The organism is Xanthobacter nonsaccharivorans (genome assembly GCF_043194755.2).
Classification (GTDB): Bacteria; Pseudomonadota; Alphaproteobacteria; order Rhizobiales; family Xanthobacteraceae; genus Xanthobacter; species Xanthobacter autotrophicus_G.
Genome location: NZ_CM195526.1, coordinates 2,412,942 through 2,433,677 on the forward strand (window position 1 = coordinate 2,412,942; position 20,736 = coordinate 2,433,677).

At 67.4% G+C, this 20,736-nt stretch carries 23 protein-coding genes and 1 tRNA gene; 9 read left to right on the forward strand and 15 right to left on the reverse strand.

Annotated elements, in window-relative coordinates:
- Positions 1-63: 63 nt before the first annotated feature.
- The 6 genes from V5F59_RS11045 to V5F59_RS11070 all read right to left on the reverse strand — a co-directional run bounded on the left by V5F59_RS11045 (position 64) and on the right by V5F59_RS11070 (position 5,140).
- Positions 64-687, reverse strand: coding sequence for a hypothetical protein (locus tag V5F59_RS11045; RefSeq protein ID WP_393977287.1), 624 nt, complete (start codon positions 685-687; stop codon positions 64-66).
- A 315-nt stretch (positions 688-1,002) separates the two neighbouring features.
- Entirely contained in the window at positions 1,003-1,218 is a 216-nt protein-coding gene (locus V5F59_RS11050) for a phage head-tail joining protein (protein ID WP_393977289.1), read from the reverse strand.
- Positions 1,219-1,220: 2 nt separating this feature from the next.
- Positions 1,221-3,035, reverse strand: a complete 1,815-nt coding sequence (locus V5F59_RS11055; RefSeq protein ID WP_393977291.1) for a prohead protease/major capsid protein fusion protein — start codon at positions 3,033-3,035, stop codon at positions 1,221-1,223.
- Entirely contained in the window at positions 3,032-4,411 is a 1,380-nt protein-coding gene (locus V5F59_RS11060; protein WP_393977293.1) for a phage portal protein, read from the reverse strand. Before V5F59_RS11060 ends, V5F59_RS11055 begins: the two co-directional genes overlap by 4 nt.
- Entirely contained in the window at positions 4,411-4,662 is a 252-nt protein-coding gene (locus V5F59_RS11065; protein ID WP_393977295.1) for a hypothetical protein, read from the reverse strand. The genes V5F59_RS11060 and V5F59_RS11065 overlap by 1 nt, the downstream gene beginning before the upstream one ends.
- A gap of 1 nt (position 4,663) precedes the next feature.
- Positions 4,664-5,140: a helix-turn-helix domain-containing protein gene (locus V5F59_RS11070; protein ID WP_393977297.1), complete on the reverse strand. Its 477-nt coding sequence runs from the start codon at positions 5,138-5,140 to the stop codon at positions 4,664-4,666.
- 463 nt (positions 5,141-5,603) lie between these two features.
- Between V5F59_RS11070 and V5F59_RS11075 the strand changes: the two genes are divergently transcribed.
- Positions 5,604-5,828 (forward strand): type II toxin-antitoxin system HicB family antitoxin, encoded by a 225-nt coding sequence (locus tag V5F59_RS11075; RefSeq protein WP_393977299.1) that lies wholly within the window; start codon positions 5,604-5,606, stop codon positions 5,826-5,828.
- Here V5F59_RS11075 and V5F59_RS11080 read toward each other — a convergent pair whose 3' ends face one another.
- The 8 genes from V5F59_RS11080 to V5F59_RS11115 form a co-directional block, all read right to left on the reverse strand.
- Positions 5,829-7,559 carry a phage terminase large subunit family protein gene (locus V5F59_RS11080; RefSeq protein ID WP_393977301.1) on the reverse strand — a complete coding sequence of 577 codons (1,731 nt, stop codon included), beginning with the start codon at positions 7,557-7,559 and terminating at the stop codon, positions 5,829-5,831.
- A gap of 16 nt (positions 7,560-7,575) precedes the next feature.
- On the reverse strand, positions 7,576-8,013 hold the full coding sequence (locus tag V5F59_RS11085; RefSeq protein ID WP_393977302.1) for a hypothetical protein: 438 nt from the start codon (positions 8,011-8,013) through the stop codon (positions 7,576-7,578).
- A gap of 193 nt (positions 8,014-8,206) precedes the next feature.
- Entirely contained in the window at positions 8,207-8,515 is a 309-nt protein-coding gene (locus V5F59_RS11090; protein WP_393977303.1) for a helix-turn-helix domain-containing protein, read from the reverse strand.
- Complete coding sequence (locus tag V5F59_RS11095) at positions 8,502-9,404, reverse strand: hypothetical protein (RefSeq protein WP_393977305.1); 903 nt, start codon at positions 9,402-9,404, stop codon at positions 8,502-8,504. The genes V5F59_RS11090 and V5F59_RS11095 overlap by 14 nt, the downstream gene beginning before the upstream one ends.
- A gap of 117 nt (positions 9,405-9,521) precedes the next feature.
- Positions 9,522-9,761, reverse strand: a complete 240-nt coding sequence (locus V5F59_RS11100) for a hypothetical protein (RefSeq protein WP_393977307.1) — start codon at positions 9,759-9,761, stop codon at positions 9,522-9,524.
- The gene (locus tag V5F59_RS11105; RefSeq protein WP_393977309.1) at positions 9,761-9,976 is read right to left on the reverse strand and encodes a helix-turn-helix domain-containing protein; all 216 of its coding nucleotides are present in this window, start codon (positions 9,974-9,976) and stop codon (positions 9,761-9,763) included. Before V5F59_RS11105 ends, V5F59_RS11100 begins: the two co-directional genes overlap by 1 nt.
- A gap of 222 nt (positions 9,977-10,198) precedes the next feature.
- Positions 10,199-11,449 (reverse strand): tyrosine-type recombinase/integrase, encoded by a 1,251-nt coding sequence (locus V5F59_RS11110; protein WP_393977311.1) that lies wholly within the window; start codon positions 11,447-11,449, stop codon positions 10,199-10,201.
- Positions 11,450-11,685: 236 nt separating this feature from the next.
- Positions 11,686-11,775: transfer RNA gene (locus V5F59_RS11115), tRNA-Ser, on the reverse strand.
- A 323-nt stretch (positions 11,776-12,098) separates the two neighbouring features.
- Between V5F59_RS11115 and V5F59_RS11120 the strand changes: the two genes are divergently transcribed.
- The 7 genes from V5F59_RS11120 to V5F59_RS11150 all read left to right on the forward strand — a co-directional run bounded on the left by V5F59_RS11120 (position 12,099) and on the right by V5F59_RS11150 (position 19,093).
- Positions 12,099-13,004 (forward strand): septal ring lytic transglycosylase RlpA family protein, encoded by a 906-nt coding sequence (locus V5F59_RS11120; protein WP_393977313.1) that lies wholly within the window; start codon positions 12,099-12,101, stop codon positions 13,002-13,004.
- A gap of 131 nt (positions 13,005-13,135) precedes the next feature.
- Positions 13,136-14,407, forward strand: a complete 1,272-nt coding sequence (locus V5F59_RS11125; RefSeq protein ID WP_393977315.1) for a D-alanyl-D-alanine carboxypeptidase family protein — start codon at positions 13,136-13,138, stop codon at positions 14,405-14,407.
- Positions 14,404-15,063, forward strand: coding sequence for a dTMP kinase (gene tmk, locus V5F59_RS11130; protein ID WP_393977317.1), 660 nt, complete (start codon positions 14,404-14,406; stop codon positions 15,061-15,063). Before V5F59_RS11125 ends, tmk begins: the two co-directional genes overlap by 4 nt.
- An 11-nt stretch (positions 15,064-15,074) precedes the next feature.
- A complete protein-coding gene (locus tag V5F59_RS11135; protein WP_393977319.1) occupies positions 15,075-16,106 on the forward strand; it encodes a DNA polymerase III subunit delta' in 1,032 nt (343 codons plus the stop codon).
- A gap of 45 nt (positions 16,107-16,151) precedes the next feature.
- Positions 16,152-17,708, forward strand: a complete 1,557-nt coding sequence (metG, locus tag V5F59_RS11140) for a methionine--tRNA ligase (protein ID WP_393977321.1) — start codon at positions 16,152-16,154, stop codon at positions 17,706-17,708.
- 138 nt (positions 17,709-17,846) lie between these two features.
- Positions 17,847-18,350, forward strand: coding sequence for a hypothetical protein (locus V5F59_RS11145; protein ID WP_393977323.1), 504 nt, complete (start codon positions 17,847-17,849; stop codon positions 18,348-18,350).
- A 191-nt stretch (positions 18,351-18,541) separates the two neighbouring features.
- Positions 18,542-19,093, forward strand: a complete 552-nt coding sequence (locus V5F59_RS11150; RefSeq protein ID WP_393977325.1) for a DUF2087 domain-containing protein — start codon at positions 18,542-18,544, stop codon at positions 19,091-19,093.
- Between the two features lie 10 nt (positions 19,094-19,103).
- Here V5F59_RS11150 and V5F59_RS11155 read toward each other — a convergent pair whose 3' ends face one another.
- Complete coding sequence (locus V5F59_RS11155; protein WP_393977327.1) at positions 19,104-19,682, reverse strand: biotin transporter BioY; 579 nt, start codon at positions 19,680-19,682, stop codon at positions 19,104-19,106.
- A gap of 232 nt (positions 19,683-19,914) precedes the next feature.
- Between V5F59_RS11155 and V5F59_RS11160 the strand changes: the two genes are divergently transcribed.
- Positions 19,915-20,709, forward strand: coding sequence for a TatD family hydrolase (locus V5F59_RS11160; protein ID WP_393977329.1), 795 nt, complete (start codon positions 19,915-19,917; stop codon positions 20,707-20,709).
- Positions 20,710-20,736: the final 27 nt, after the last annotated feature.

Sequence of the window (20,736 nt, forward strand, 5' to 3'; positions counted from 1 at the left end):
GCCCTAATCTTGGCCCCAATTTCTAGCATGAGATCGGGAGGGGTTGGGGCCCGCGATATTTCTTTAGCCGGGCTTCCTCTCATCCATCCGCTGCGCAATCAGATAGCGGAGAAAATCACGTCCGACCTCTGTTATTCGCAGTACGCCTCCATCATTTTCAATAAAGTTTTGCCCTTCAAGAAATCCTATCCAAACATCGAATGAAAAATTGTCATATATCTCGGGATATAGTTCGCTGGCCCGGTCATAAAGAAGCTTTGCGTCTTTCATTGTTGCAGTTATTCTTATATTTAGGATCTTCAACCCCTCGATTTGACTACCTAATATCAGTCTATAAGAGCGTTCAAAATGGAAAAGTAATCGTGTCTCAGCCAACGCGATCACCAATTTAAGTTGACGCTCTTCAGGTGCAACTTTTTCCAAGTCTCCATCAATGCTGCTTCGAACGAAAGTGACGGCAGGGCTTAAATCTGCATTTTGAGCTGTTGTCGTAACCGAAGGTGTCGGAGTTGGAAGCTTTTCGGTTTCTCGTTGCTGCTCAGCCACCTCAAACTCGAAGCCTGTTGCGCTCGCGCGCTTCATCCTGGGGAAGAGTGCTCGAAACTCGGGGCCATATTGGCGCAGAAGAAAAACAATAAGGGCAGGCCAAATTACCGCCTGCACCAACTGCACGAATGTCGAGAACACGTCACCCTCCCAACCCTGGACTGCACCATAACCGAGCACACGCAGTCCGATTTGGGAAGGGATCGTTCGTCGGGGCGCTTCTCACAAAGAAGCATCCCAATAGGGGGATAACGCCGGAACGACAGATGCAAAAAAGCGGGGCCAGCCCTGATGAGGCCAGCCCCTGCGGCTCCAGGCGGTTCGCAGCTCCGCCCTTCGCCTCCCGCCTTCTCGCGGCGGTCGCGTCCCGTGGTGCCATTGTCCGGAGGAAACCGAGGGGGCCGGATGGCGCCTTTCGCGGCGAGAGGGAAACCCGCCTGACAACCCCCCTCGTATCTAGAAGCCCTTCTGGGCCGCGATGTAGGTGACGCGCGTGCGGGCGCCGCGCATCTGGGCCTCGACGGCCGCGATCGCGGAGGCAAGTTCCGCGTCGCTGCGGAACTGCACCTCCTTGCGGACCCCGGCCGTCTGAGTGACCACCCGGAGCACCCCGGAGGCGCGAGCCTCCTGAAGCGCTTCCCACCGGGCTTGAAGCTCGGTCAGGTCCGCCATGGTCACGCCCCGGCGTTCCGATGCCAGCCGCGCCAGTCCACGAAGCCGGCGCCGAAATCGAGCCTCACCTTCGTCTCCACCCCGTCGATCTCGAAGCCCGCGCGGGTCTCGATCTGCGGCCCTTCGGCGCCCTGAAGGTAGGCGTATTCGAGGCCCGGCACGCTCGCCGGATCGGCGATCAGGTACCAGCCGGTCGTACTGGCAAGGCGGGGCTCCACCAACAGCGTGAGCTTGCCCACGAAGGGGTTCACGTCGCCCGTGGCGGTCGGCTGGATGGCCGCCAGAAGGGCCTCGCCCTTCGTCTCCAGCTCGGGCGGCACCAGAAGGAACTTCGGGCTCGGGGCCACCGGCCGGCCGTTCATGGTGGTCTGCTTGCGCATCATGAGCCGGGCCGCCGCGAGGTTGTCCCAGGCGTTCCCCGTCGCAGCATAGAGAGCCGCAGCGGTCCCGAGGTTCGCGTGGGTGGCGTGAAAGAGGTACTGCCCGTCGTCCATAACGGGACCGGCACCACTACTCTGCTGGATGAGGTCCACGAGGAACTGTGCCTCGAAGTCCGAGGCCGCCCGGCCCATCAGGCCCGCGAGGTCCGTGAAGGCCGCAAGGTCATCATTCACGAGGGCCTTGCGGGTGAGCGGGATGATCTTCCCGAAGGTGTCGATCGCATAGCTCTCCTTGGCGTCCGCGAGGGCGCCATAGTGGTACTCGCCATGCTCGTTCACCTTCTCCAGCTCAGGGGCTTCGGAAAGCTGGATGGAGGACTTCGCCTTGAAATCCTTCACCGTGCTCTGACGCGCCACCACCTTGAGAGCGGACGGCACTTGCGCGTACTGCTCGCGCAGCACCCGTTCGCCCACGCCACCCAGCACGGCCGGGAAGTCCGAGGTGGTGAGTGCGCGGCCGATCGTGTCAGCCGCCGACAAGCCGGTGTGCGAGATGCCCCGGAGCGTCAGCGCCTCGCGGGCGAGGTCCAGGGTGGTCATGTGGGCGAACCGGCGGGCCGCCTCCGGCATCTCGGCGCGCGGGTTCACGCGAGCCACGTAGAGGGCCGCGGAGGCGTTCCGGGTGAAGGCCGCCGGGTCGCCCTCGTGCTGCGCCGTGATGCTCACGCGGGGCGTGTGGCTCGGGGTGGTGCGCACCGCCTCGATCGCGCGGGCGCGGGCCTGTTCTTCGGTCGCGTTGGCGTCGATCAGCTCATTGGCCCAGGTGGCGCCCAAGTTGAAGGTTTGGGCGAGCGCCCTGATCTCCGCATTGATGCTCGCGCGGCTCACCGGAGCCGGCAGAGCCGCAGGGGTGGTGACGGCCGGATCGGCCGGGGTGTTGGTCGGCATGTCGGAATTCCTCGTTTTGGCGGCGGGATCGGCACCCACCGCGACCAAGCTCACTTCGTGGAGCTGCCACTTCGTCAGGGTGCGGGTCCGGCCGTTCGGGCCGTCCGCGTCGCGCCATTCAATCGGCTGGTAGCCCACCGAGACGTTGGCGATGATCCCAGTCCGCACGTCCTGCCAAACGGCTTCCGCGCGAGGGGAGAACTCAACTTTCACGATGAGATTTCCGGCCTCGAACCGGATACCCCGGACGACGCCAAGCACCCGGTCCAGGCCGTCCTGACGGTGACTGTCCAGGAGCGGCATCCCCTCGGCACGGGTGAGGTCCACCGCCTTGGCGGACACCTCCAGCACCTCCAGGAAGTCGCCCTCCAGGTCGCGGCGCATCACACCCGCACCCGTGGAGGCGATCAGCTCCACGGTGCGGCTCTTCTCGTCCACGGACGAGGGCTTGAACGGGTGCGCGGCGCGCACCAGCGTGGGCGCGTTCATTGCGCGGGCTCCTTGGTGGTGGAGGTGGAGGGGGCGGGCTGGAGCACCACCCCGAGCTTGGCGAGCCGGGCCGCGTCGGCCGCGATCTGGCGGTCAACGTCCTCGGCATCCAGGCCGCGTTCCGCGATCGCCTCCGAACGGGACTTCAGGCCCGCGTTGATGGCCGCGACCGTGGCCTCGATTTCCTTCTGGGGGTCCACCTGAGGCCAACCGGGCGGGAGCCAGTCCACCGCGAGCGCCGGCTGATACAGGGTAGCCGGAAGTCCACCCATGAGCACCTGCCAGCGGGCGAACCTGTTCCACACCGGCCGGAGAAGCTGGAAAGCGACCGTGTGGTGCTGCACCGTCTCGATGAACTTCCGGTGCTCCAGGAGGCCCGCGCGGGCGGAGCTATAGTTCGTGTGCGAATAGTCGCCCGACGCCTGCTCATAGGTGACACCGGCACCGGACGCGATCAGGCGCATGGTGCTCACCATGAGGCCCGCGGCCCCGCCCTGGTCGGGCACGTCCGCAAACTCCACGGACTTGCCGGGCGGCAGGCTCACGAGCGCGCCGGGCTCCAGGCTTGCGGTCACGGTGCCGTCGCTGCCCTCGCCCTGGAGGAGGCCGGAGCCATCCGCGTCCATGACGACGCCCGCGAAGAGCGCGGCCACCTTCGCGCGCACCAGCATCGCGTCGGCGAGGGCGTCCAGTTCCTTCGCAGGCACAAGCACGGCAGTGAACCAGCTCAGGCCGCGGACCTGCCCAGGCATCAGGGGGCGGAAGAGGTGGATCACCTCGCTCGCCGGCATGCGGATCGGCGCGGACGGCATGCCGAAGGGCGAGCCGGGCGCGTCCTCGCGGATGTGATACGCGACCACCCGGCCGCCCCGATCCATCTCAACACCCAGGTGCACGATACCCCCGCCTTCGGCGGGCCGGGTCACGGATCGGTCAAGCTGTTCGGGGTGGAGGCGGCGAAGCTGCGGCGCGCCAGAGGGCGAGGTGGTGAACACTGCCAGCCCCTCACCCGTGACCACCATGTCGCGCACCAGCGCGGCCTGGAGGGCGAAGAAGTCCATGCGGCCGTCCGCGTCCGCCTCGTCGGTCCAAGCGCGGAACCGCGCGTGCAGCCGGCGCCGCACCGGCTCGCTCTCCAAAAGCGAGCGCGGCTTGATCCCGACACCGACAATGTTGCTGGTCAGGCTCTCGACGATGCGCGAGCCCAAGGCGTCATTCGCGGCGAAGTGCGCGGCCCGCGCCGCGATCGTGGCTGCGCCCGCCTGGAGCGCGCCGGGCGAGGTGACACGACGGTCATCCGCCCACCGCCGGCCGCCGGCTGCGGCGTCGAGGGAGCGCTTGGGGAAGCCCAGCATCCGGGCGAGACGAGCGAGCATCAGTGCATCCCGGCTTTCCAGCGCGCCGCCGCGGCTTCTCCGAGGCGCTGCACCTCCGCGAGGAGCATGGAGCCGATAAGCCGGCGCGCCCACTCGACCGGGTCCGCCCCGGCGGCGTTCGCGCAATCCCGCAGCGTCACGTCCGGCCCCACGGCGTCGATAAGCTCCACCAGCGCCCGGAGCTTCGGATCAAAGCCGGGAAGCTCCAGCACGTCCTCGACGCGCATGACGGAAATAGTTTCAGCATCCATCTCAGGTGCTCCAAATGTTCCGCACGCCCTCCGGAAGGTCGCGGGTCAGTTTCACGAGGTCGATCACGAGGGAGGCCGGGCAAGAGATGCGGGCTAGCCCAAGCATGTCTTCAATGCGGGCCACGCTGATTTCCCCATCCTGATCGGGGAACACCACCGCAAGGTCGGGTTTGTCATCAAGGGGAAGCTCAAGGCGCCCGGTGACAAAGCAAGAGATGCCGAAGGCCGCGTCAATCGCACTTTCGATCCTCAGTCCTTCGGCCAGAAGAGCCTTAAGAATGCTCAAGATCAGAAGGTCAACGCGGTCGTAATACCAAGCCTCGCCCTTTCGGACCCCGATGTCCGCGAGGAGGCCGCGCCGTCGCCAATCCCGAAGCACGTCCGGCCGGACGCCAACGATGCGCTCAAGCTCTCGTGCTCCCACCTGCATCGCGGCCCCATGATCATTCCAAATCAGAATGAAACGATCATAATCCATGCCGCGTGAGATTGGAACACAAGGGGAACAAAATCGGAAGCCGACCCGGTAACCGGGAGCGATGTAAGGTGACATAGGGGGCAAAAATGCCCCCGTGCCTAAGCTGGAGAGCAACCTTGGGGACCAGATCGGAGCGGCCACGAAGCCGAAAGAAAGCTCGGGAAGGCAAGCTCCAGCGGACGACGCAAGTCGCTAAAGATGGCCTTCGCCCCAACAAGGCCCGTAAGAGCAAGCGCCTCCAGGCTATGAGAGATAGCCCGGCGGGCGATTGGTCGATTGAGGATGTTGCGGCCGTGTGCCGTGAGCACGATGTGAGTTGCGAGCCGTCCCGTGGTGGCAGTTCGCATTACAAAGTGTCTCATCCCTCGCAGCACGAGATTTTGACGGTGCCCTTCAAACGCCCCATTAAGCCGGTGTATATTCGCCGCTTAACCGCGTTCATTGACGCGGTGGAGAGCACCCGATGCACCGCCTCGAATATCCCGTGATCGTCGAGCCGTTGTCCCCCGAGGATGGCGGGGGGTTCATCGCTCGCGTGCCTGATCTTCCCGGATGCATGTCCGATGGGGAGACGCCTGAGGAAGCTATCACGAACGTGCAGGACGCGATTTCGACTTGGATCGAAGCGGCGGAGGATATGGGGCGGACGGTGCCCAAGCCGACGCTGCACACGACTGTTGCCGCTTAATTACCCCGCCATCCACGTGCTGCGGATCACCCGCGGCGCGGGCTTCGGGATGGGCGCGCCTTTAAGCTCGTCAGCCCGGCCTGCCCAGTTCGTGGCGAGCATATGCCGGGCAGCGAGGGCGTAAATCACGCAATCCAACGCCTCGGCTCGCCGGCCGGGGATGCGCTCGAAGCGGGACTTAGGCTGCCCCCCGACCGTGCGCACGACACGGCGCTCACTGCACAACTGCTCGAACCAATGCGGCTCAAGATCGCGGCTGAAGCGGATGCTCGTGCCTCGCGCGAGACGGTCGAACACCATGCCCTTGAGGGTGTCGGCGCCAACGATCCAGAGCGCGTTGCCGGGCAGTTTCGCTTTACTGCGAATGATGGGCGGACGGTTCCCGGCCGCGCCCTTGATGGGCAGGATGCGCCGGCCCGCCCGAGGGGCGCAGAAGGCCGCCACCCGGTTCATCATGTTGCCGTCGCCGGCATCCACCGCCGCCGCGTCGATCCCGATCAGACCGCCCGCGGGGTGCCGCCACCGGGTCCGCAAGAGCCCGTCTAGATCCTGCCACACCCCATCACGTTCCGGATCGCCCCAGATGACGCCATGGTGCAAGGCGAAGATATCGCCGGAAGGCGCGTGACCAAGGAAGCAGGCTTCCAATCTGTCCTTCTGAACGTCCACGCCGCACGTGAGATAGAGAACTTCCTCGGGGATGGCATCGAGTGAGAACGTTTCGGCGCGCGCCATCAGGGCTGCCTCGCTCTGCACTTCGCCCTCGTCATCCCAGGGTTGCCCGACCACAGTGTTCACGAACGCCATGAGGCTTTCGGGCGTCTTCACCGCCTCCTGATATTCCGCCGCCAGGACGGCCCATGCGGCGTTCGGCAAGAGGCTGATAAGGGCGCTCAGCCTATATCCATGGTGCCCCTGCACGTCCGGCGCGGTGGCGCGCCAGCGCCCAGCGGTGACCATCGCGGGCTTGTCCTGCTCGGTCGCGAGCACCCCGCAGGAGGGGCACGCCCACGCGGCCGTCTCGGGCCTGCCGGGCGTCCATGTCATGTCCTTCCACTGCAATTCATGGAAGGCGCCGCAGGAGGGGCACGGGCACTCGTAAACCCGGCGGTCAGACTGGGCGTAGAGCCGAGAGATCCGGGACGTGCTCGCCCGCGTGGGCGTGCTTCCGGCCACAATCTTGCGGTTGGAGAACGTCTGCGTCCGGCGCATCGCGAGGTCGAGGGCGTCGCCTTCCTGCGTCGGTTCGTAACCGTCCACCTCATCGGCGAAGTACACGCGGGCCGTGCGGCCACGGAGGTTGCGGGGGGACCGAGCGGACACGAGGGTAAGCGAGCCGCCGGCAAAGCGACGGGCGTAGAGGGTCTGGCGCCGACCGTCCTCTCCGAGCGCCCCCCGCAGAGCGGGGCTCTCCTGGAAGGTCGGTTCGATGGCCTGCACCATGAGCGTCCTGGCGTCGTCATCCACCGGGACCGTCACCAACACGGGGCACGGGTCGTTTGCCGTGTAGCTGCCCATAGCCGCCACCAACAGGGACGTGAAGCCAGTGCGGGCGGCCTTCAGGACCGTCACGCGCTCAACGTCCGGGTCCCCGATGGACCGAGCAAGTTCCACCTGATGGGGCCACAGACGCATGCGGCCGGGGTGAGCGGCGAGCGAGGCCGGCAGGAAGACATGATCCTGCACCCAGGCGGCCAAATCGATGTGTGGCGGTGGCTGCAAAGCAGCCATAGCGCGAGCCCGCAAGTCAAGCATTCTTCGCAAGCCCCTCTAATGCTTGGCGGATTTCCTCATCAACGCGCCGCGCCATCGTCTTCGGAAGCTCGGGGATGCGGGTCGGCACCGCCAACAGGGCGGCCCGCACGTCCACGACGATGGCAGTCCACGTCCGGGCCACGTCCTCCCGGCTCACGAGGTCGCCTCTGGACTTGGCGTTGTGAAGCTCGACCTTCTCCGCGCGGGCGCGCGCCTCGCGGCGCCGCTCTGTCAGGACCTCAGCGTCACCGCCCCGGCCGGCGGCCTGTTCGCGAAGGTGGGCGCAATAGGCCAGCGTCGCCTTCCGGCGGTCGTACCGGCCCCGTCCGGTCCGCTGGATCACGCCACGCTGTGCGAGGTCACGAACGAGGCGTTCCGTGACCCCCCAAAGGGCGGCCAATTCTACGGCGGAAGCCTGTTCATCTGCCATAACGGAACCCCAGAAATTTTGAGTGAAAATAGCCTTAGGCCGGGGGGCTGCGATCCCGCACTGAGACGCGGCAGGAAGGACCCATAATCACACCCCATGGATGTGGTTAGCCGACCCCCGCCTCAAACCACTGCGTCGCGGTGTGATTATGCCGTGCCGCAGAGGTTCGCGGAAGCAGATGTTCCGATTTTGTTCACGCGGCGTCAGGGCCGTGCTGGTGGGCTTGCCTCGGCCGGCGCGAGGGCGTGCCATTGCAGTGGATGCAGGCCACCACGAACCCGTCGTAGCGCTGCCAGTAGCTCGCGCGAGCGACCATCCATCCCAACTTCAACACCTTTCCCTCGGCGACAAGGTCCTGAATGGCGGGCCGGACCGCACCAACCCTCATGTCCAGGACGCCAGCCAGGACGCTCAGGTGCATCGGCCCATGCTCGGATAGAATTTCCAAGATCGCCGCATGGGGCGTCGGGACGGACGCCAGGGCGCGCTCACGGATGGTCATGGGGGTAGTCCCTCAGGTTGATGATGGTGGCGGCCCGCCCGAGCCGTCGAAGATCGGGGGCGATGTTCAGGAGCGGGGTGGTGATCCGGGCGAGGCGCGCCGTGAGGGCGCGCACCCGCTCGCCGAGAAGAACCGCCGCCGGGACGTGGGGGAGCCGGATCGTAGGCGCCGGATAGGGCGGCTTCCGCCTCGTGAGACAAATCGCGTCCGCAGTACCATTTTCTCTATATCTACTGCGGACGGATTTCGTCTCACGCGTCATGGGGGCGGCTTGCTGGCGCCTGTACCACGTCGCCCGGCTAATGCCCGCGGCCTTCCAGGGCTCGGCGTCCGTGATGGTCTCGCGCTTGGGCATTGCCGCGCGGGTGGCGCGCTTGGCATCTCGGTTCTTCCGCTTCCTTTCGGTCGCGCGGGCCGCGGCGCCGTGATCCGTCGCACCGATCGTGCGGAGCCCGAGGTGGTCGCGCTCGGCCCGCCTCACACCCAGCGCCTTCGCGGCCGCGTCCGCCGTGAAGCGGCGCGACTTCGCAAGAGCGGCGTCGATAACCTCTTCCAGTTCGTCGGCCAGGACGCCAGGGGTGAACCGGCGGGCGAAGGTCCTGATGGCCGGCGCGTCGGGCAAGTGGTGGGCGGCGAACGCGAGATAGATCGAGGCATCGTCTGTGTCGGCGCCGCCGGCCCCGTGGCGGTTGCGGATGATCCTCCGAAGCTCAGCGAGCCGGAGGGGGCGGAGGTCGCCCCGGCGGCTCTTGTGGGCGGGCTTGGTGTAGCCCAGCACAACGGCGCCGAACTTCACCGCCTTCGCTCCGCGTGGCACCACGCGCGCCGCCTCTCCGGCGCGTGGGTCGTCTTCGGTCAGGACAGCGGCAGGCAAATGATTGACACGCATGTGTGAAGCGGCCTCTTTGGAGTTGAAGAGGCGGCGGGACTGCGCTACCAAGGCGCTGCTATATTGATCCGCCGCGAATAGAAGCCGCCCTACGGGGCGGCTTTTTCTTTATTCCGGCTAGGGGAGGTCCTCGAAAGGAATGCCGGCGCCACGCGCCGCCACAATGGCTTCGGCCCGCGCATCGGCAATATCTTTGGTCCGGTACACTTCCCACGTCGATACGGGCGAAACAGCGACCACAAGAAATGTTGGCGCTGATGGCAAGACCTGCCCATCGGGCTGGCGGTCCAAGTTGATCAAGAGGCTGAGCCTGACAGCGCGGTTCACCCGGAGACGGTCAACATTGATCTTGCCCATCACGCCACCTCGCCTTTGGCGGTGACGAGACGCGGGAGGTCGGATTTGAAACGCCGAAGCTCGCCCCGGCGAATGAAAGTCCGGGCGCCGATCTTCACGGCTTCAAGTTCGCCCGACTTGATAAGGCCATAGACTTTGCTGTCGCTAACAGGGAACTCGCGCTTCCGTTCCTCAGAACGGATGGCGAGCAAGTCGTCGTCGTGGGAGTTGGTCATAAGTGGCCTCGTGGTCTTGGTGATCCACGAGGCCGCAGTCGCACGACGGCAGGCACAGGATCACCCGTGTTGGTGATGCTCGCCGAGCCTCAATGGCTCATGCCGCCGCGAGTGAACGCGACCCGGATACTATGGTGATGCTACCTGTATGGCGCAATAGCCCGCTGCACAAATCTGTGCATTCGGTATTTATGGATGCATGTCGTTGGAAAAATCCAACGACTACTTGCGGTCGGCAGAGGCTCCGACCTCAAGATAGGTATCCCAGGCGTCCATGAGCTTCCTGCGCTTCTCCAGCGCGTCGCTGCGGCGATATGCTTGTTCGGTCTCGTCTCCTTCGATGTGCGATAGCGCGGCTTCCGCGACCTCGGTCTGAAATTCGGTCGCGTCTCCAACCCAATCCCGGAAGCTGGAGCGGAACCCGTGCACGGTCGGCTCGTCTCCTCCGATTACACGATATCCCGACCCGTGCCGGCGCAGCACCATTTCCATGCTCATCCCGCTAAGGGGCTGGCGGTGCTTCTGGCCGGGGAAAATGAAGTCGTCTGCCTCGTGCCTGATCTGCCCCACCAGCCGCAGGATATCGACTGCACGGGCGGGGAGAGGGACGCGATGGGGCCGGGCTCCCTTCATTCTCTCGGGCGGTACAGTCCAGACCTTTTCCGCGAGGTCGATTTCGCCCCAGCGCGCAAGCAAGGTCTCGGACGTTCGCGTCGCTGCCAGGATGGTGAATTCAAGGGCGAGCGCGGCCATGCCGCGCACCAACCGGAGCTTTCCCACGAAAGTTGGCACGTCCCGGTAGTCCATTGCGGGATGGTGGCCGCGCTGGAGCTTTTTCCGCTTGTTCAGAAGGTGCTCCATATGCCCCTTCCACTGAGCAGGGTTCGGACCATCCCGCAGGCCCCTGACCTTCGCGGCGTCCAAGATGGCTTCAATCCGGCCCCTCAGCCGGGCTGCCGTCTCGGATTTGGTGGTCCAGATGGGTGATAGGATCGCCAGCACGTCTTCGGTCGTGATGTCGGCCGGCCGCTTATCTCTAATGGAGGTGCAATAGCCAGTTTCGCGCCACCCCCCGTCATCGTCCTTCTGGACCGAGAGGGTCATTCGCCATTGCGCGAGGTGCTTGGGATTTTTCCATCCCGACCTGTGAGCCTCGATATAGGCGAGGGCGGCCTCGCCGAACGTGATGGGCGCCGTCTCCTTCTCGGCCTGCACCTCAAGCGGGTCGCGGCCTTCCCGCAGAGCCGCGCGCATCGCATCCGCCTTCCGGCGCGCCTCAGCGAGGCTAACCTCGCTCACCGCCCCTAGGCCAGCTTCGCGCCTCTTGCCGTTCAGGATGAACAGGAAGGTCCACCGCTTCCGCGTTCCCGTGGGGTCAACACTCAGATAGAGGCCGGCTCCATCCGCGTGGCGACCCGGCTTCTTGAGGGTCTGCACCTCTCGTGCGGTCAATCTGTTGATCGCCCTCGCCATTCTGTCCTCGCAATCCTGGGAAATCCCGGCCCCAATTTCGGGCCCTAATTTCCGGAGTTGGGGCCCGGTATCCATGGCTGGGGCCCTAAGATGGGCCCCAATCCGAATGCCTGGATTGTACGGAACAGCGGCGTACACCGGAAGACGCTAGAAAACGCCATCCGGCCTCAACCTGCTGGGATTACGTTATTTTCTGGATAGCAGTGAACGCAAAAAATCATGGGAAAACAATGGGATGGCGGAAGGGGTGGGATTCGAACCCACGGTGGGTTTGCACCCACGCCGGTTTTCAAGACCGGTGCCTTAAACCGCTCGGCCACCCTTCCGCGGGTCTTCCGCGAGCGCATGTGCGACCGCGGGCGCATGCATATGCGATGGGGAGCGGCTCAGCGGCTCCCGCCTTGCCTCATCTAGCCCACCCGGGACGGGCCGTCGAGGGGCCCGAAACAGGGGAGGGCTGGGGTGTCCGGGAAGGCGCCGAGGAGGTATCGGGAAGTCATTCCGTTAACCATCGCCATGACGTCGCCGCATTTTAGCCGTCATTCCCCGTCCTCTTGGTCCACAGTGCCCGTGTTCGGCTTGCCGGCAGACGTGGCTGTTTGCGCCGCCCGGGCAACCGTGGTCGGCCGTTGCGAGGGAAAGGGAACGGATGAAGCGAACCGCGTCGCCCATGCTTCGCCGCAGCCGCGGTCGCCGCGCCGGACTTTCCGTCGGCGTGCGCCATGTGGCGGGTGGGGCGGTCCTCGCGGGGTGCCTTGCGCTCGGCGCCTGCAGCTCCATCGAATCCCTCGACGGCAAGATCGATCCCGTCTACGGCGTCGCCGCCAGCCCCCGCGTGGTGGCGGAGGGCGAGCCGGTGCCGCCCGGCGGCGGCTCCTACAAGGTGGGCAAGCCGTATACCATCGCCGGCCGCACCTATGTGCCGGCCGAGAATCCCAATTACGCAGCCGAGGGCATGGCCTCCTGGTACGGCAGGGATTTCCACGGGCGCCTGACGGCGAACGGGGAGGTGTTCGACATGAACTCCATCTCCGCCGCCCACAAGACCCTACCCATGCCGTCCTATGTGCGCGTGACCAACCTGTCCAACAGGCGCTCCGTGGTCGTGCGCGTGAACAACCGCGGTCCCTATGTGGGCGACCGCCTGATCGACGTCTCGTTCCACACTGCCGAACTCTTGGGCTTCGCCGGTCGGGGCATGACGAAGGTGCGGGTGGAATATCTCGGCCGCGCGCCGCTCAACGGTTCGGACGACGTGAAGCTCGCCCAGAGCCTGCGGCAGGATGGCAGCCCGGCCGAAGTGCCGGCCGGCTCGTCGCCGGTCATGGTGGCGTCCGCTCGTCCCTTCGTGCCGGACGTGCCGGCTACGCGCACGGTGGCCGCGACCACGCCGAGGCAGGATGAGGCGCCCCTGCCGCCGAGCCGGCCGTATGACCTCGGCGCGCCCTCCGCCGGGTCGGGCGGCGTGAGCGTGGCGAGCGCGGGCTGGTCCGCGGGGCCTTCGGCGGTCAGCGGCCTCGGCTATGCTGGCGTGCCGGCCGACGCCGCGCGCTGAACACCTTCCGTCTTTCCGGTCCTCCCATCGCCTGAGACCACCGCTGCGGGGAAACCGCGCATGCTGCGGGATGCGGCGCGTGAATCATGCTATTCGTTCCGGCGATCGTCCAAGATTCCAGGTGGTGCCTCATGTCGCCCAAGGTCCGCTGCGCCCGTGACGGCAGGCCGCGTCCGCGCGGTGCGGGGCAGGGCTGGGGCCTGCGTGTTCGCGCCCTGCGGGCGGCCGCCGGCGCCGGACTGGCGGCGGCGCTCATTCTCGGCGCGACCGCGCTCCGCGCCGCGGACTTCCAGACCTCCATCCCCTCCGCCATCCTGATCGACTACGAGACCGGGACCATCCTTTTCGAGAAGGATGCGGACAAGAAGATCGCCCCCGGCACCCTCGCCAAGGTGATGACGGCGGACGTGGTGTTCAGCCAGCTGAATGCGGGCAAGATCGCCATCGACACCCCCTTCGTGGTGAGCGTGAACGCGTGGCGGCGCGGCGGCGGCCCGTCCGGCGGCGCCGCCATGTTCGCGGAGGTGAACAAGCCGGCGCCCGTGGGCGAGCTTCTGGCCGGGGCGCTGGTGGTCTCGGGCAACGATGCGGCCATCGCCCTGGCGGAAGGCGTCGGCGGCACGGAGAGCCAGTTCGCGCAGATGATGAACGCCGAGGCCCAGGCGATCGGCATGACCAATTCCGATTTCCGCAACGCCACGGGCTTCGCGGATCCTGGGCAGGTCTCCTCCGCGCGGGACCTCGCGGTGCTTGCCGCCCACATCATCCGCACCTATCCGAGCTATTATCCGGTCTTCGCCCGGCCCAACATCGACTGGAACCACATCAAGCAGCGCAACCGTAACGTGCTGCTCGACGCCGGCATCGGCGCGGACGGCCTGCAGGTGGGCTGGCTGAAGGATGCGGGCTACCACGCGCTCGGCTCGTCCGTGCAGAACGGGCAGCGCGTTGTCGTCGCCACCCTTGGTGCCAAGAGCGAGAAGGAGCGGCTGGAGGAGACGCGCAAGCTGGTGGAGTGGGGCTTCCAGTCCTTCCGCCAGCGCCAGATCTTCGCCGCCGACCAGGAGGTCGGCCGGGCGCAGGTGTTCGGCGGGGCGGAGACCTCGGTGGGGCTGGTGGGCAAGGGGCCCGTCACCATGCTCACCCCGCGCGCGGGAGGGGAGCGGGTGTCCGCCCGCGTGATCTATACCGGCCCCCTGCGCGCACCGGTGACCAAGGGCGCCGAGGTCGGCCGGCTGGAGGTGACGCGCGGCCAGGTGAAGGTGCTGGACGTGCCGCTCTACACCGCCGCCGACGTGCCGGTGGGCACGCTGATGGAACGGGCGCTGGACGGCGGTCTCACCCTGATGGGCGATTCGATCCGCGATCTCGCCCGACGCGCCCTGGCGAAGCTGCACAAATGACGTCCGGCCGTTTCATCACGCTGGAAGGCGGGGAGGGCACCGGCAAGTCCACCCAGGCGCGCCGCCTCGCAGCATACCTGCGCACCCTCGGCCACGAGGTGGTGGAGACGCGCGAGCCCGGCGGGTCGCCGGGGGCGGAGGCGGTGCGCCACGTGCTGCTCTCGGGGGCGGCGGAGCCGTTCGGGGCGGAAGCCGAGGCGCTGTTGTTTGCTGCCGCCCGGGCCGATCATCTGGAGATCGTCATCCGCCCGGCTCTGGCGGCGGGGCGGATCGTGGTGTGCGACCGCTTCGTGGATTCGACCCGGGTCTACCAGGGCGCGGTGGGGCAGGTGCCCGCTGCGCTGCTCGACACGCTGGAGGCGGCCACCGTCGGCGGGACCCTGCCGGACCTCACCCTGATACTCGATGTTCCGCCGGAGCTCGGTCTCGCCCGTGCCGCCGAGCGGGGCAAGGGGGCCGTGGCCGACCGGTTCGAGAGGGAAGGGACGGATTACCACGCCCAGGTGCGCGAGGCCTTCCTTGCCCGCGCCGCCGCGGCGCCCGAGCGCTGCGTGGTGGTGGATGCCCGCGGGGGGGTGGACGAGGTGGCCGCGGCCATCGCCCGCATCGTCGACGCGCGCCTCGGCCTCGCGGCCCCCGCCGCGGCTTCCGCCTGAGTGGCGGCGGGATGAGCGAGATCCTGTCCGGCGATGTCCTGCCCGGCGCGCCCCATCCGCGGGAGCAGACGCAGCTGTTCGGCCATGCCGCGGTGGAGGCGGACCTCATCGGCGATTTCCGCGCCGGGCGGCTGCCCCATGCGCTGCTCATCGGCGGGCTGGAGGGCATCGGCAAGGCGACGCTGGCCTATCGCCTTGCCCGGATGGCGCTGGCCGGGGGTGTCGCGCCGGGCGTGCATACCCTCGACATGCCGGCGAGCCATCCCGTGTTCCGGCAGGTGGCGTCCATGAGCCATCCGGACCTCCTGGTGCTGCGCCGCGCGCCGGAGGCGGGGGAGGAGAAGATCCCCACCGTGATCCCGGCGGAGATGGTGCGGCGGGTGCGGACCTTCTTCGGCGCCACGGCGGCGGCCGGCGGCTGGCGCGTGTGCATCGTCGATTCCGTGGACGACCTCAACGCCTTTGGCGCCAATGCGCTGCTCAAGACGCTGGAGGAGCCGCCGCCGCGCGCCCTGTTCCTGCTCATCACCCATGCGCCCGGCCGGGTGCTGCCCACCATCCGCTCCCGCACGCGGCTGCTGCGCCTGCGGCCGCTGGCCACCGGCGACGTGCTCGCCGCCCTCGACCACCTGAAGGGCGAGGTGGAGGGGCTCGACGACGCGGCCCTTCCTGCGGCGGCGGAGGCCTCCGGCGGCAGCGTGCGCCGGGCGCTGGTGCTGGCGCGCGGGGAGGGGATGGAGGTGCGCATGGCCACCCTCCGGGCGCTGGAGCAACTGCCCCGCCCGCGTCCGGAAGACCTGCACGCGCTGGGCGCCCGCCTCCAGGGCGACCGCACCGACGGCCTCGACCTCTTCATCGAGGCGGTGAGCGACTATGTGGCGGAGCGGGCGACGCGGGAGGGCGAGGCCCGCCATCGCCTTGTCCGCCTCGGCGAGGTGTGGGAGAAGGTGCGACGCAGCGCGGCCGAGGCGGATGTCTTCAACCTCGATCGCAAGGCGCTGGTGTTTCGTATCTTTGCCGATCTCGCGGAAGCCGTGCGCTGAGAAGCCGCCGCCGGCGCGGGGCCGGACCCACCGTTCGAGCCGAGCATGTCCGCCAAGCCCCATTTCTACATCACCACCGCCATTGCCTATCCCAACGGCGTGCCGCACATGGGCCACGCCTACGAGGCGATCGCGACGGACTGCATCGCGCGGTTCAAGCGGCTCGACGGCTATGACGTGCGCTTTCTCACCGGCACCGACGAGCACGGCATCAAGATGCTGCAGACCGCCCAGAAGGCCGGCCTGACCCCGCGGGAGCTGCTGGAGCGCAACGTGCCGCGCTTCAAGGCGATGGTGGAGACGTTCAACCTCTCCAACGACGACTTCATCCGCACCACCGAGGCCCGGCATCACGCGTCGAGCCAGGCCATCTGGGAGAAGATGGCGGCCAGGGGCGACATCTACAAATCCACCTATGCCGGCTGGTACTCGGTCCGCGACGAGGCCTATTACGCCGAGGACGAGACCACGCTGAACGAGCAAGGCGTGCGCCTCGGCCCACAGGGCACGCCGGTGGAATGGGTGGAGGAGGAGAGCTACTTCTTCCGCCTCTCCGCCTATCAGGATCGGCTTCTGGCCTATTATGCCGAGAACCCCGGCTTCATCATGCCGGAGGCGCGCAGGAACGAGGTGACGAGCTTCGTCTCGGGCGGGCTCCAGGACCTGTCAATCTCCCGCACCACGTTCGACTGGGGCATTCCCGTGCCGGGGGACCCCAAGCACATCATGTACGTGTGGGTGGACGCGCTCACCAACTACATCACCGCGCTGGGCTATCCGGATGAGGGCGCGGACCTCTTCAAGCGCTTCTGGCCGGCGGACGTGCACGTCATCGGCAAGGACATCATTCGCTTCCACGCGGTCTACTGGCCAGCCTTCCTGTGGTCGGCGGGGCTCGAGCCGCCCAGGCGCGTGTTCGGCCACGGCTTCCTGTTCAACCGCGGGGAGAAGATGTCCAAGTCGGTGGGCAACGTGATCGACCCGTTCGATCTCGCCGCCACCTACGGTGTCGACGCCATCCGCTACTTCTTCCTGCGCGAGGTGTCGTTCGGACAGGACGGCTCCTACAGCCACGAGGCGATCGTCGCGCGGATGAACGCGGACCTCGCCAATGACCTCGGCAACCTCGCCCAGCGCTCCCTCTCCATGATTTCCAAGAATCTCGACGGCGTTGTGCCGGAGCCCGGCCCCCTCTCGGCGGAGGACGAGGCCATCCTCGCGCTTGCCGACGGCATGCTGGAGAAGAGCCGGGAGGCGATGGAGGGGCAGGCCATCCACCACTACCTCAACGCAGTGTGGGCGGTGGTGGCCGAGGCGAACCGCTATTTCGCCGCCCAGGCCCCCTGGGCCCTGCGCAAGACCGACCCGGCCCGCATGGCCACCGTGCTGTGGACCACCGCCGAGGTGATCCGCGAGGTGGGCATCCTGGTGCAGCCGGTGATGCCGGAAAGCGCCGCGAAGCTGCTCGACCTGGTCGCGGTCCCGGCGGACGAGCGCGGCTTCGACCGGCTCGGCGCCGGCCACCGCCTGCCCGCCGGGCGCACGCTGCCGACACCTGTGGGCGTCTTCCCCCGCTATGTGGAGCCGGAAACCGCTGCTTGACCCCGGCCCTGTCTTGGTCGAGGGATGGCGCTGCCATCAAACTGTCTTAACCTTGTTCTGTTTCTTTTCGGGATACTGCACGCGGCTCCAGCGTGCGCGAGCGGAGGCGAGTGAGCCGTGGGCAAAAGAGCCGTGGGCATGACGGGCGGAAGACTGGTCTCGGCAATCGCCGTCGCGCTGGTGCTCGCGGGGTGTTCCTCGGAACGGTATGACCGCCCTGCGCCGGCGGCGATCGATCCGGTGCCGCCGCTGATGCCGACGGACGTCCCCCCGGTGCAGGAGGGACCGGCGGTCCCGCGCATCGAGGTCCGGCTCCAGGGCGCCGATTCGACGCTGGTGCGCGCGCGCATCGCCACCGCCCGCCGCGCCCGGCAGTACAACATCACGGTGGACCAGCCCGCCCACCTCGTGGCCGAGAAGCGCCTGACGCCAGACGAGGCCATGAAGCGCACCAATGGCCAGAGCCAGGATGCATCCTTCCGGCTGGACTACATCTTCAACACCTCCGGCGGCGTGGTGACGGTGGCGCTGGAAGCGGCCATCGTCACCAATCCGGGCCGGCCGGGCGAGCAGGTGCGCGCCATCACCATGCCGGCACCCGACGCCGATGCCCTGAAGGAAGAGATTTCCGCCTCGGGCTGATTCCTCGGGGGCCCTACTTGAAAGAGGGGCCCCTCCTTGGCTAAAAGCGGCGCCGGTCGGCAGTTCACCGAGGCGTCGCTGTCCCGCAAGGGGAGCTAAACCTGCCGCATTCCTTCGACAGACACCTTTCCCGTGCCGCGTCGTAAGCCAGCGACCAACGACAATCCCTTCGGCACATTGAGGGATAGGTCATGTCCAGAACCCAACTGCCCTTCGCGGTGGAGGATGTCTCCGCGCTCGCCCGCGCCCTGAAGCGGGAAATCGCCTCGGCGCCCGAAAAGCCGGGCCACGTGGAGCTCCTCAACATGCTGGCCCGCGCCGGCGGCTACCGGAACTTCCAGCATTTCCGCGCCCAGATGTCGGCCGAGGCGCGCCTTGCCCGCGTGCCGGCGCCGCCCCAGCCGGGGCTGGTGGACCTGAAGCGGGTGGAGCACGCCGCCAAGCATTTCGATGCCGCGGGCCGGCTGGCCCGCTGGCCCGGCAAGGAGAGCCGGCGGCAGCTGTGCCTGTGGGTCATGTGGTCGCGCATTCCGGCCGGGGAGACCTTCACCGAGGCCGGCGTCAACGCCTTGCTGCGGGCGGAGCACCTGTTCGACGACCCGGCGCTTCTGCGCCGCGCCATGTTCGATGCCGGCATGGTCTGGCGCACCACGGACGGCCGCAGCTACCGGCGCATCGAGCAGCGCCCGCCGGAGGAGGCCCTCGCCCTCATCCGGCATCTGGGCCGTCGCGCCCTCCATTGAGGGGCGGGGCTCAGCGTGGCCGCCCGGTGCCCGCGAGGCGTTCCACGAGGATGACGGTGGCGAGGGCCGCGACGGTCTTCACCACCGCCCCGGGCACATAGGGCAGGAACGCCGTCTCGAAGGCGCGGGCAGGGCCGGCCATGGTCGCGATCCAGCCCGCGCCCATGGTCATGAGCACCAGATGCCCGAGCGCGAGCACCCCGAACAGGGGCAGGGGACGCAGCCGCGCCCATCTCTCCTGCAGCACGGCCACCAGCACGGCGGAGACGAAAAAGCCGACGATGAAGCCCGCCTTCGGCGTCTTCATCACCGCAAGGCCGCCGCTCAGGCCGGAGAAGACGCCCAGGCCCATGAGCCCCACGGCGATGTAGGCCGCCACGGTCAGCGCGGTGAACCGCCACCCCATGAGGGCGGCCATGGTGAGCAGCACGTAGCTCTGGAGGGTGATGGGCACGGGCTCGAGCGGAATGCTCACCTGCGCGCTCCACGCCAGCAGGGCGACGCCGGCCACCGGCAGGGCAAGGGCCCACATGGGCGCGTAGGAGGCGAGGCGGGCAAACGCCGGCTTGAAGGTGGGCGCGGTCGGCATGGACACCCCATGAAAGCGAGGCGTGCAGAAAAAGAGCGTGGCGCGCTCCGCGTCAATGCCCGCGTCACCCCTCCGGCTCGACGCGGGCGGCCGATGCGCTTATGTGAGGCCTCATTCCACGGCGCCTTCGGCCCGGCAGCGACCGGCGCGCGGCAGAGGGCGCCTCAACGCAAGGACCCGGAGCGCCCTGCCGCCCGCACGAAGCGGCGCCGGGCCCCGGAATGTGACCGTCATGCTTGTCGACAGCCATTGCCACCTCGATTTTCCCGATTTTTCCGCCGAGCTGCCCGATGTGGTCGCCCGCGCCGTCGCGGCGGGCGTGTCCCACATGGTGACCATCTCCACCCGGGTGCGCCGCTTTCCCGAGATTCTCGCCATCGCCGAGCGGTTCGATTGCGTGAGCTGCTCCGTGGGTACCCATCCGCACCAGGCGGCGGAAGAGCCGGACGTGACGACCGCCGAACTCGTCGCCCTCTCGCGCCATCCCAAGGTCGTGGCCATCGGCGAGGTCGGGCTGGACTATCACTACGACACCAGCCCGCGGGAAGCGCAGGCGCACGGCTTCCGCACCCATATCGCCGCCGCGCGGGAGACCGGCCTGCCGCTCGTCATCCATGCCCGCGAGGCGGACGAGGACACCGCCGCCATGCTGGAGGAGGAGACGGCGAAGGGGGCCTTTCCCTTCCTGCTCCACTGCTTCACCGCCGGGCCCGAGCTGGCGCGCCGGGCGCTGGCGCTGGGGGGGTACATCTCCTTCTCGGGGGTCGTGACCTTCAAGAAGAGCGAGGATCTGCGGGCCATCGCGGCGAGCGTGCCGGGCGACCGCATCCTGGTGGAGACGGATTCGCCCTTCCTCGCGCCCACCCCTTATCGCGGCAAGCGCAATGAGCCTTCCTTCGTGCGCGAGACGGCGAAGGTGCTGGCGGAGGCCCGCGGCGAGGCGTTCGAGGACTTCGCCGCCGCCACCACGCGCAATTTCTACACGCTGTTTTCCAAGGCCAAGGGGCTTACCGGCGACGCCAGCTGAGGCGCCGCGGGCCGCAAGGGAGAAGCC

Coding starts and splice junctions, on each gene's coding strand:
- V5F59_RS11120 (WP_393977313.1), top strand. CDS start 12,099: ATGAAGCGAACCGCGTCGCCCATGCTTCGCCGCAGCCGCGGTCGCCGC.
- V5F59_RS11060 (WP_393977293.1), bottom strand. CDS start 4,411: ATGCTCGCTCGTCTCGCCCGGATGCTGGGCTTCCCCAAGCGCTCCCTC.
- tmk (WP_393977317.1), top strand. CDS start 14,404: ATGACGTCCGGCCGTTTCATCACGCTGGAAGGCGGGGAGGGCACCGGC.
- V5F59_RS11050 (WP_393977289.1), bottom strand. CDS start 1,218: ATGGCGGACCTGACCGAGCTTCAAGCCCGGTGGGAAGCGCTTCAGGAG.
- V5F59_RS11055 (WP_393977291.1), bottom strand. CDS start 3,035: ATGAACGCGCCCACGCTGGTGCGCGCCGCGCACCCGTTCAAGCCCTCG.
- V5F59_RS11110 (WP_393977311.1), bottom strand. CDS start 11,449: ATGGCGAGGGCGATCAACAGATTGACCGCACGAGAGGTGCAGACCCTC.
- V5F59_RS11090 (WP_393977303.1), bottom strand. CDS start 8,515: ATGACCATCCGTGAGCGCGCCCTGGCGTCCGTCCCGACGCCCCATGCG.
- V5F59_RS11075 (WP_393977299.1), top strand. CDS start 5,604: ATGCACCGCCTCGAATATCCCGTGATCGTCGAGCCGTTGTCCCCCGAG.
- V5F59_RS11105 (WP_393977309.1), bottom strand. CDS start 9,976: ATGACCAACTCCCACGACGACGACTTGCTCGCCATCCGTTCTGAGGAA.
- V5F59_RS11145 (WP_393977323.1), top strand. CDS start 17,847: ATGACGGGCGGAAGACTGGTCTCGGCAATCGCCGTCGCGCTGGTGCTC.
- V5F59_RS11100 (WP_393977307.1), bottom strand. CDS start 9,761: ATGGGCAAGATCAATGTTGACCGTCTCCGGGTGAACCGCGCTGTCAGG.
- metG (WP_393977321.1), top strand. CDS start 16,152: ATGTCCGCCAAGCCCCATTTCTACATCACCACCGCCATTGCCTATCCC.
- V5F59_RS11160 (WP_393977329.1), top strand. CDS start 19,915: ATGCTTGTCGACAGCCATTGCCACCTCGATTTTCCCGATTTTTCCGCC.
- V5F59_RS11155 (WP_393977327.1), bottom strand. CDS start 19,682: ATGCCGACCGCGCCCACCTTCAAGCCGGCGTTTGCCCGCCTCGCCTCC.
- V5F59_RS11095 (WP_393977305.1), bottom strand. CDS start 9,404: ATGCGTGTCAATCATTTGCCTGCCGCTGTCCTGACCGAAGACGACCCA.
- V5F59_RS11085 (WP_393977302.1), bottom strand. CDS start 8,013: ATGGCAGATGAACAGGCTTCCGCCGTAGAATTGGCCGCCCTTTGGGGG.
- V5F59_RS11135 (WP_393977319.1), top strand. CDS start 15,075: ATGAGCGAGATCCTGTCCGGCGATGTCCTGCCCGGCGCGCCCCATCCG.
- V5F59_RS11070 (WP_393977297.1), bottom strand. CDS start 5,140: ATGGATTATGATCGTTTCATTCTGATTTGGAATGATCATGGGGCCGCG.
- V5F59_RS11150 (WP_393977325.1), top strand. CDS start 18,542: ATGTCCAGAACCCAACTGCCCTTCGCGGTGGAGGATGTCTCCGCGCTC.
- V5F59_RS11080 (WP_393977301.1), bottom strand. CDS start 7,559: ATGGCTGCTTTGCAGCCACCGCCACACATCGATTTGGCCGCCTGGGTG.
- V5F59_RS11065 (WP_393977295.1), bottom strand. CDS start 4,662: ATGGATGCTGAAACTATTTCCGTCATGCGCGTCGAGGACGTGCTGGAG.
- V5F59_RS11125 (WP_393977315.1), top strand. CDS start 13,136: ATGTCGCCCAAGGTCCGCTGCGCCCGTGACGGCAGGCCGCGTCCGCGC.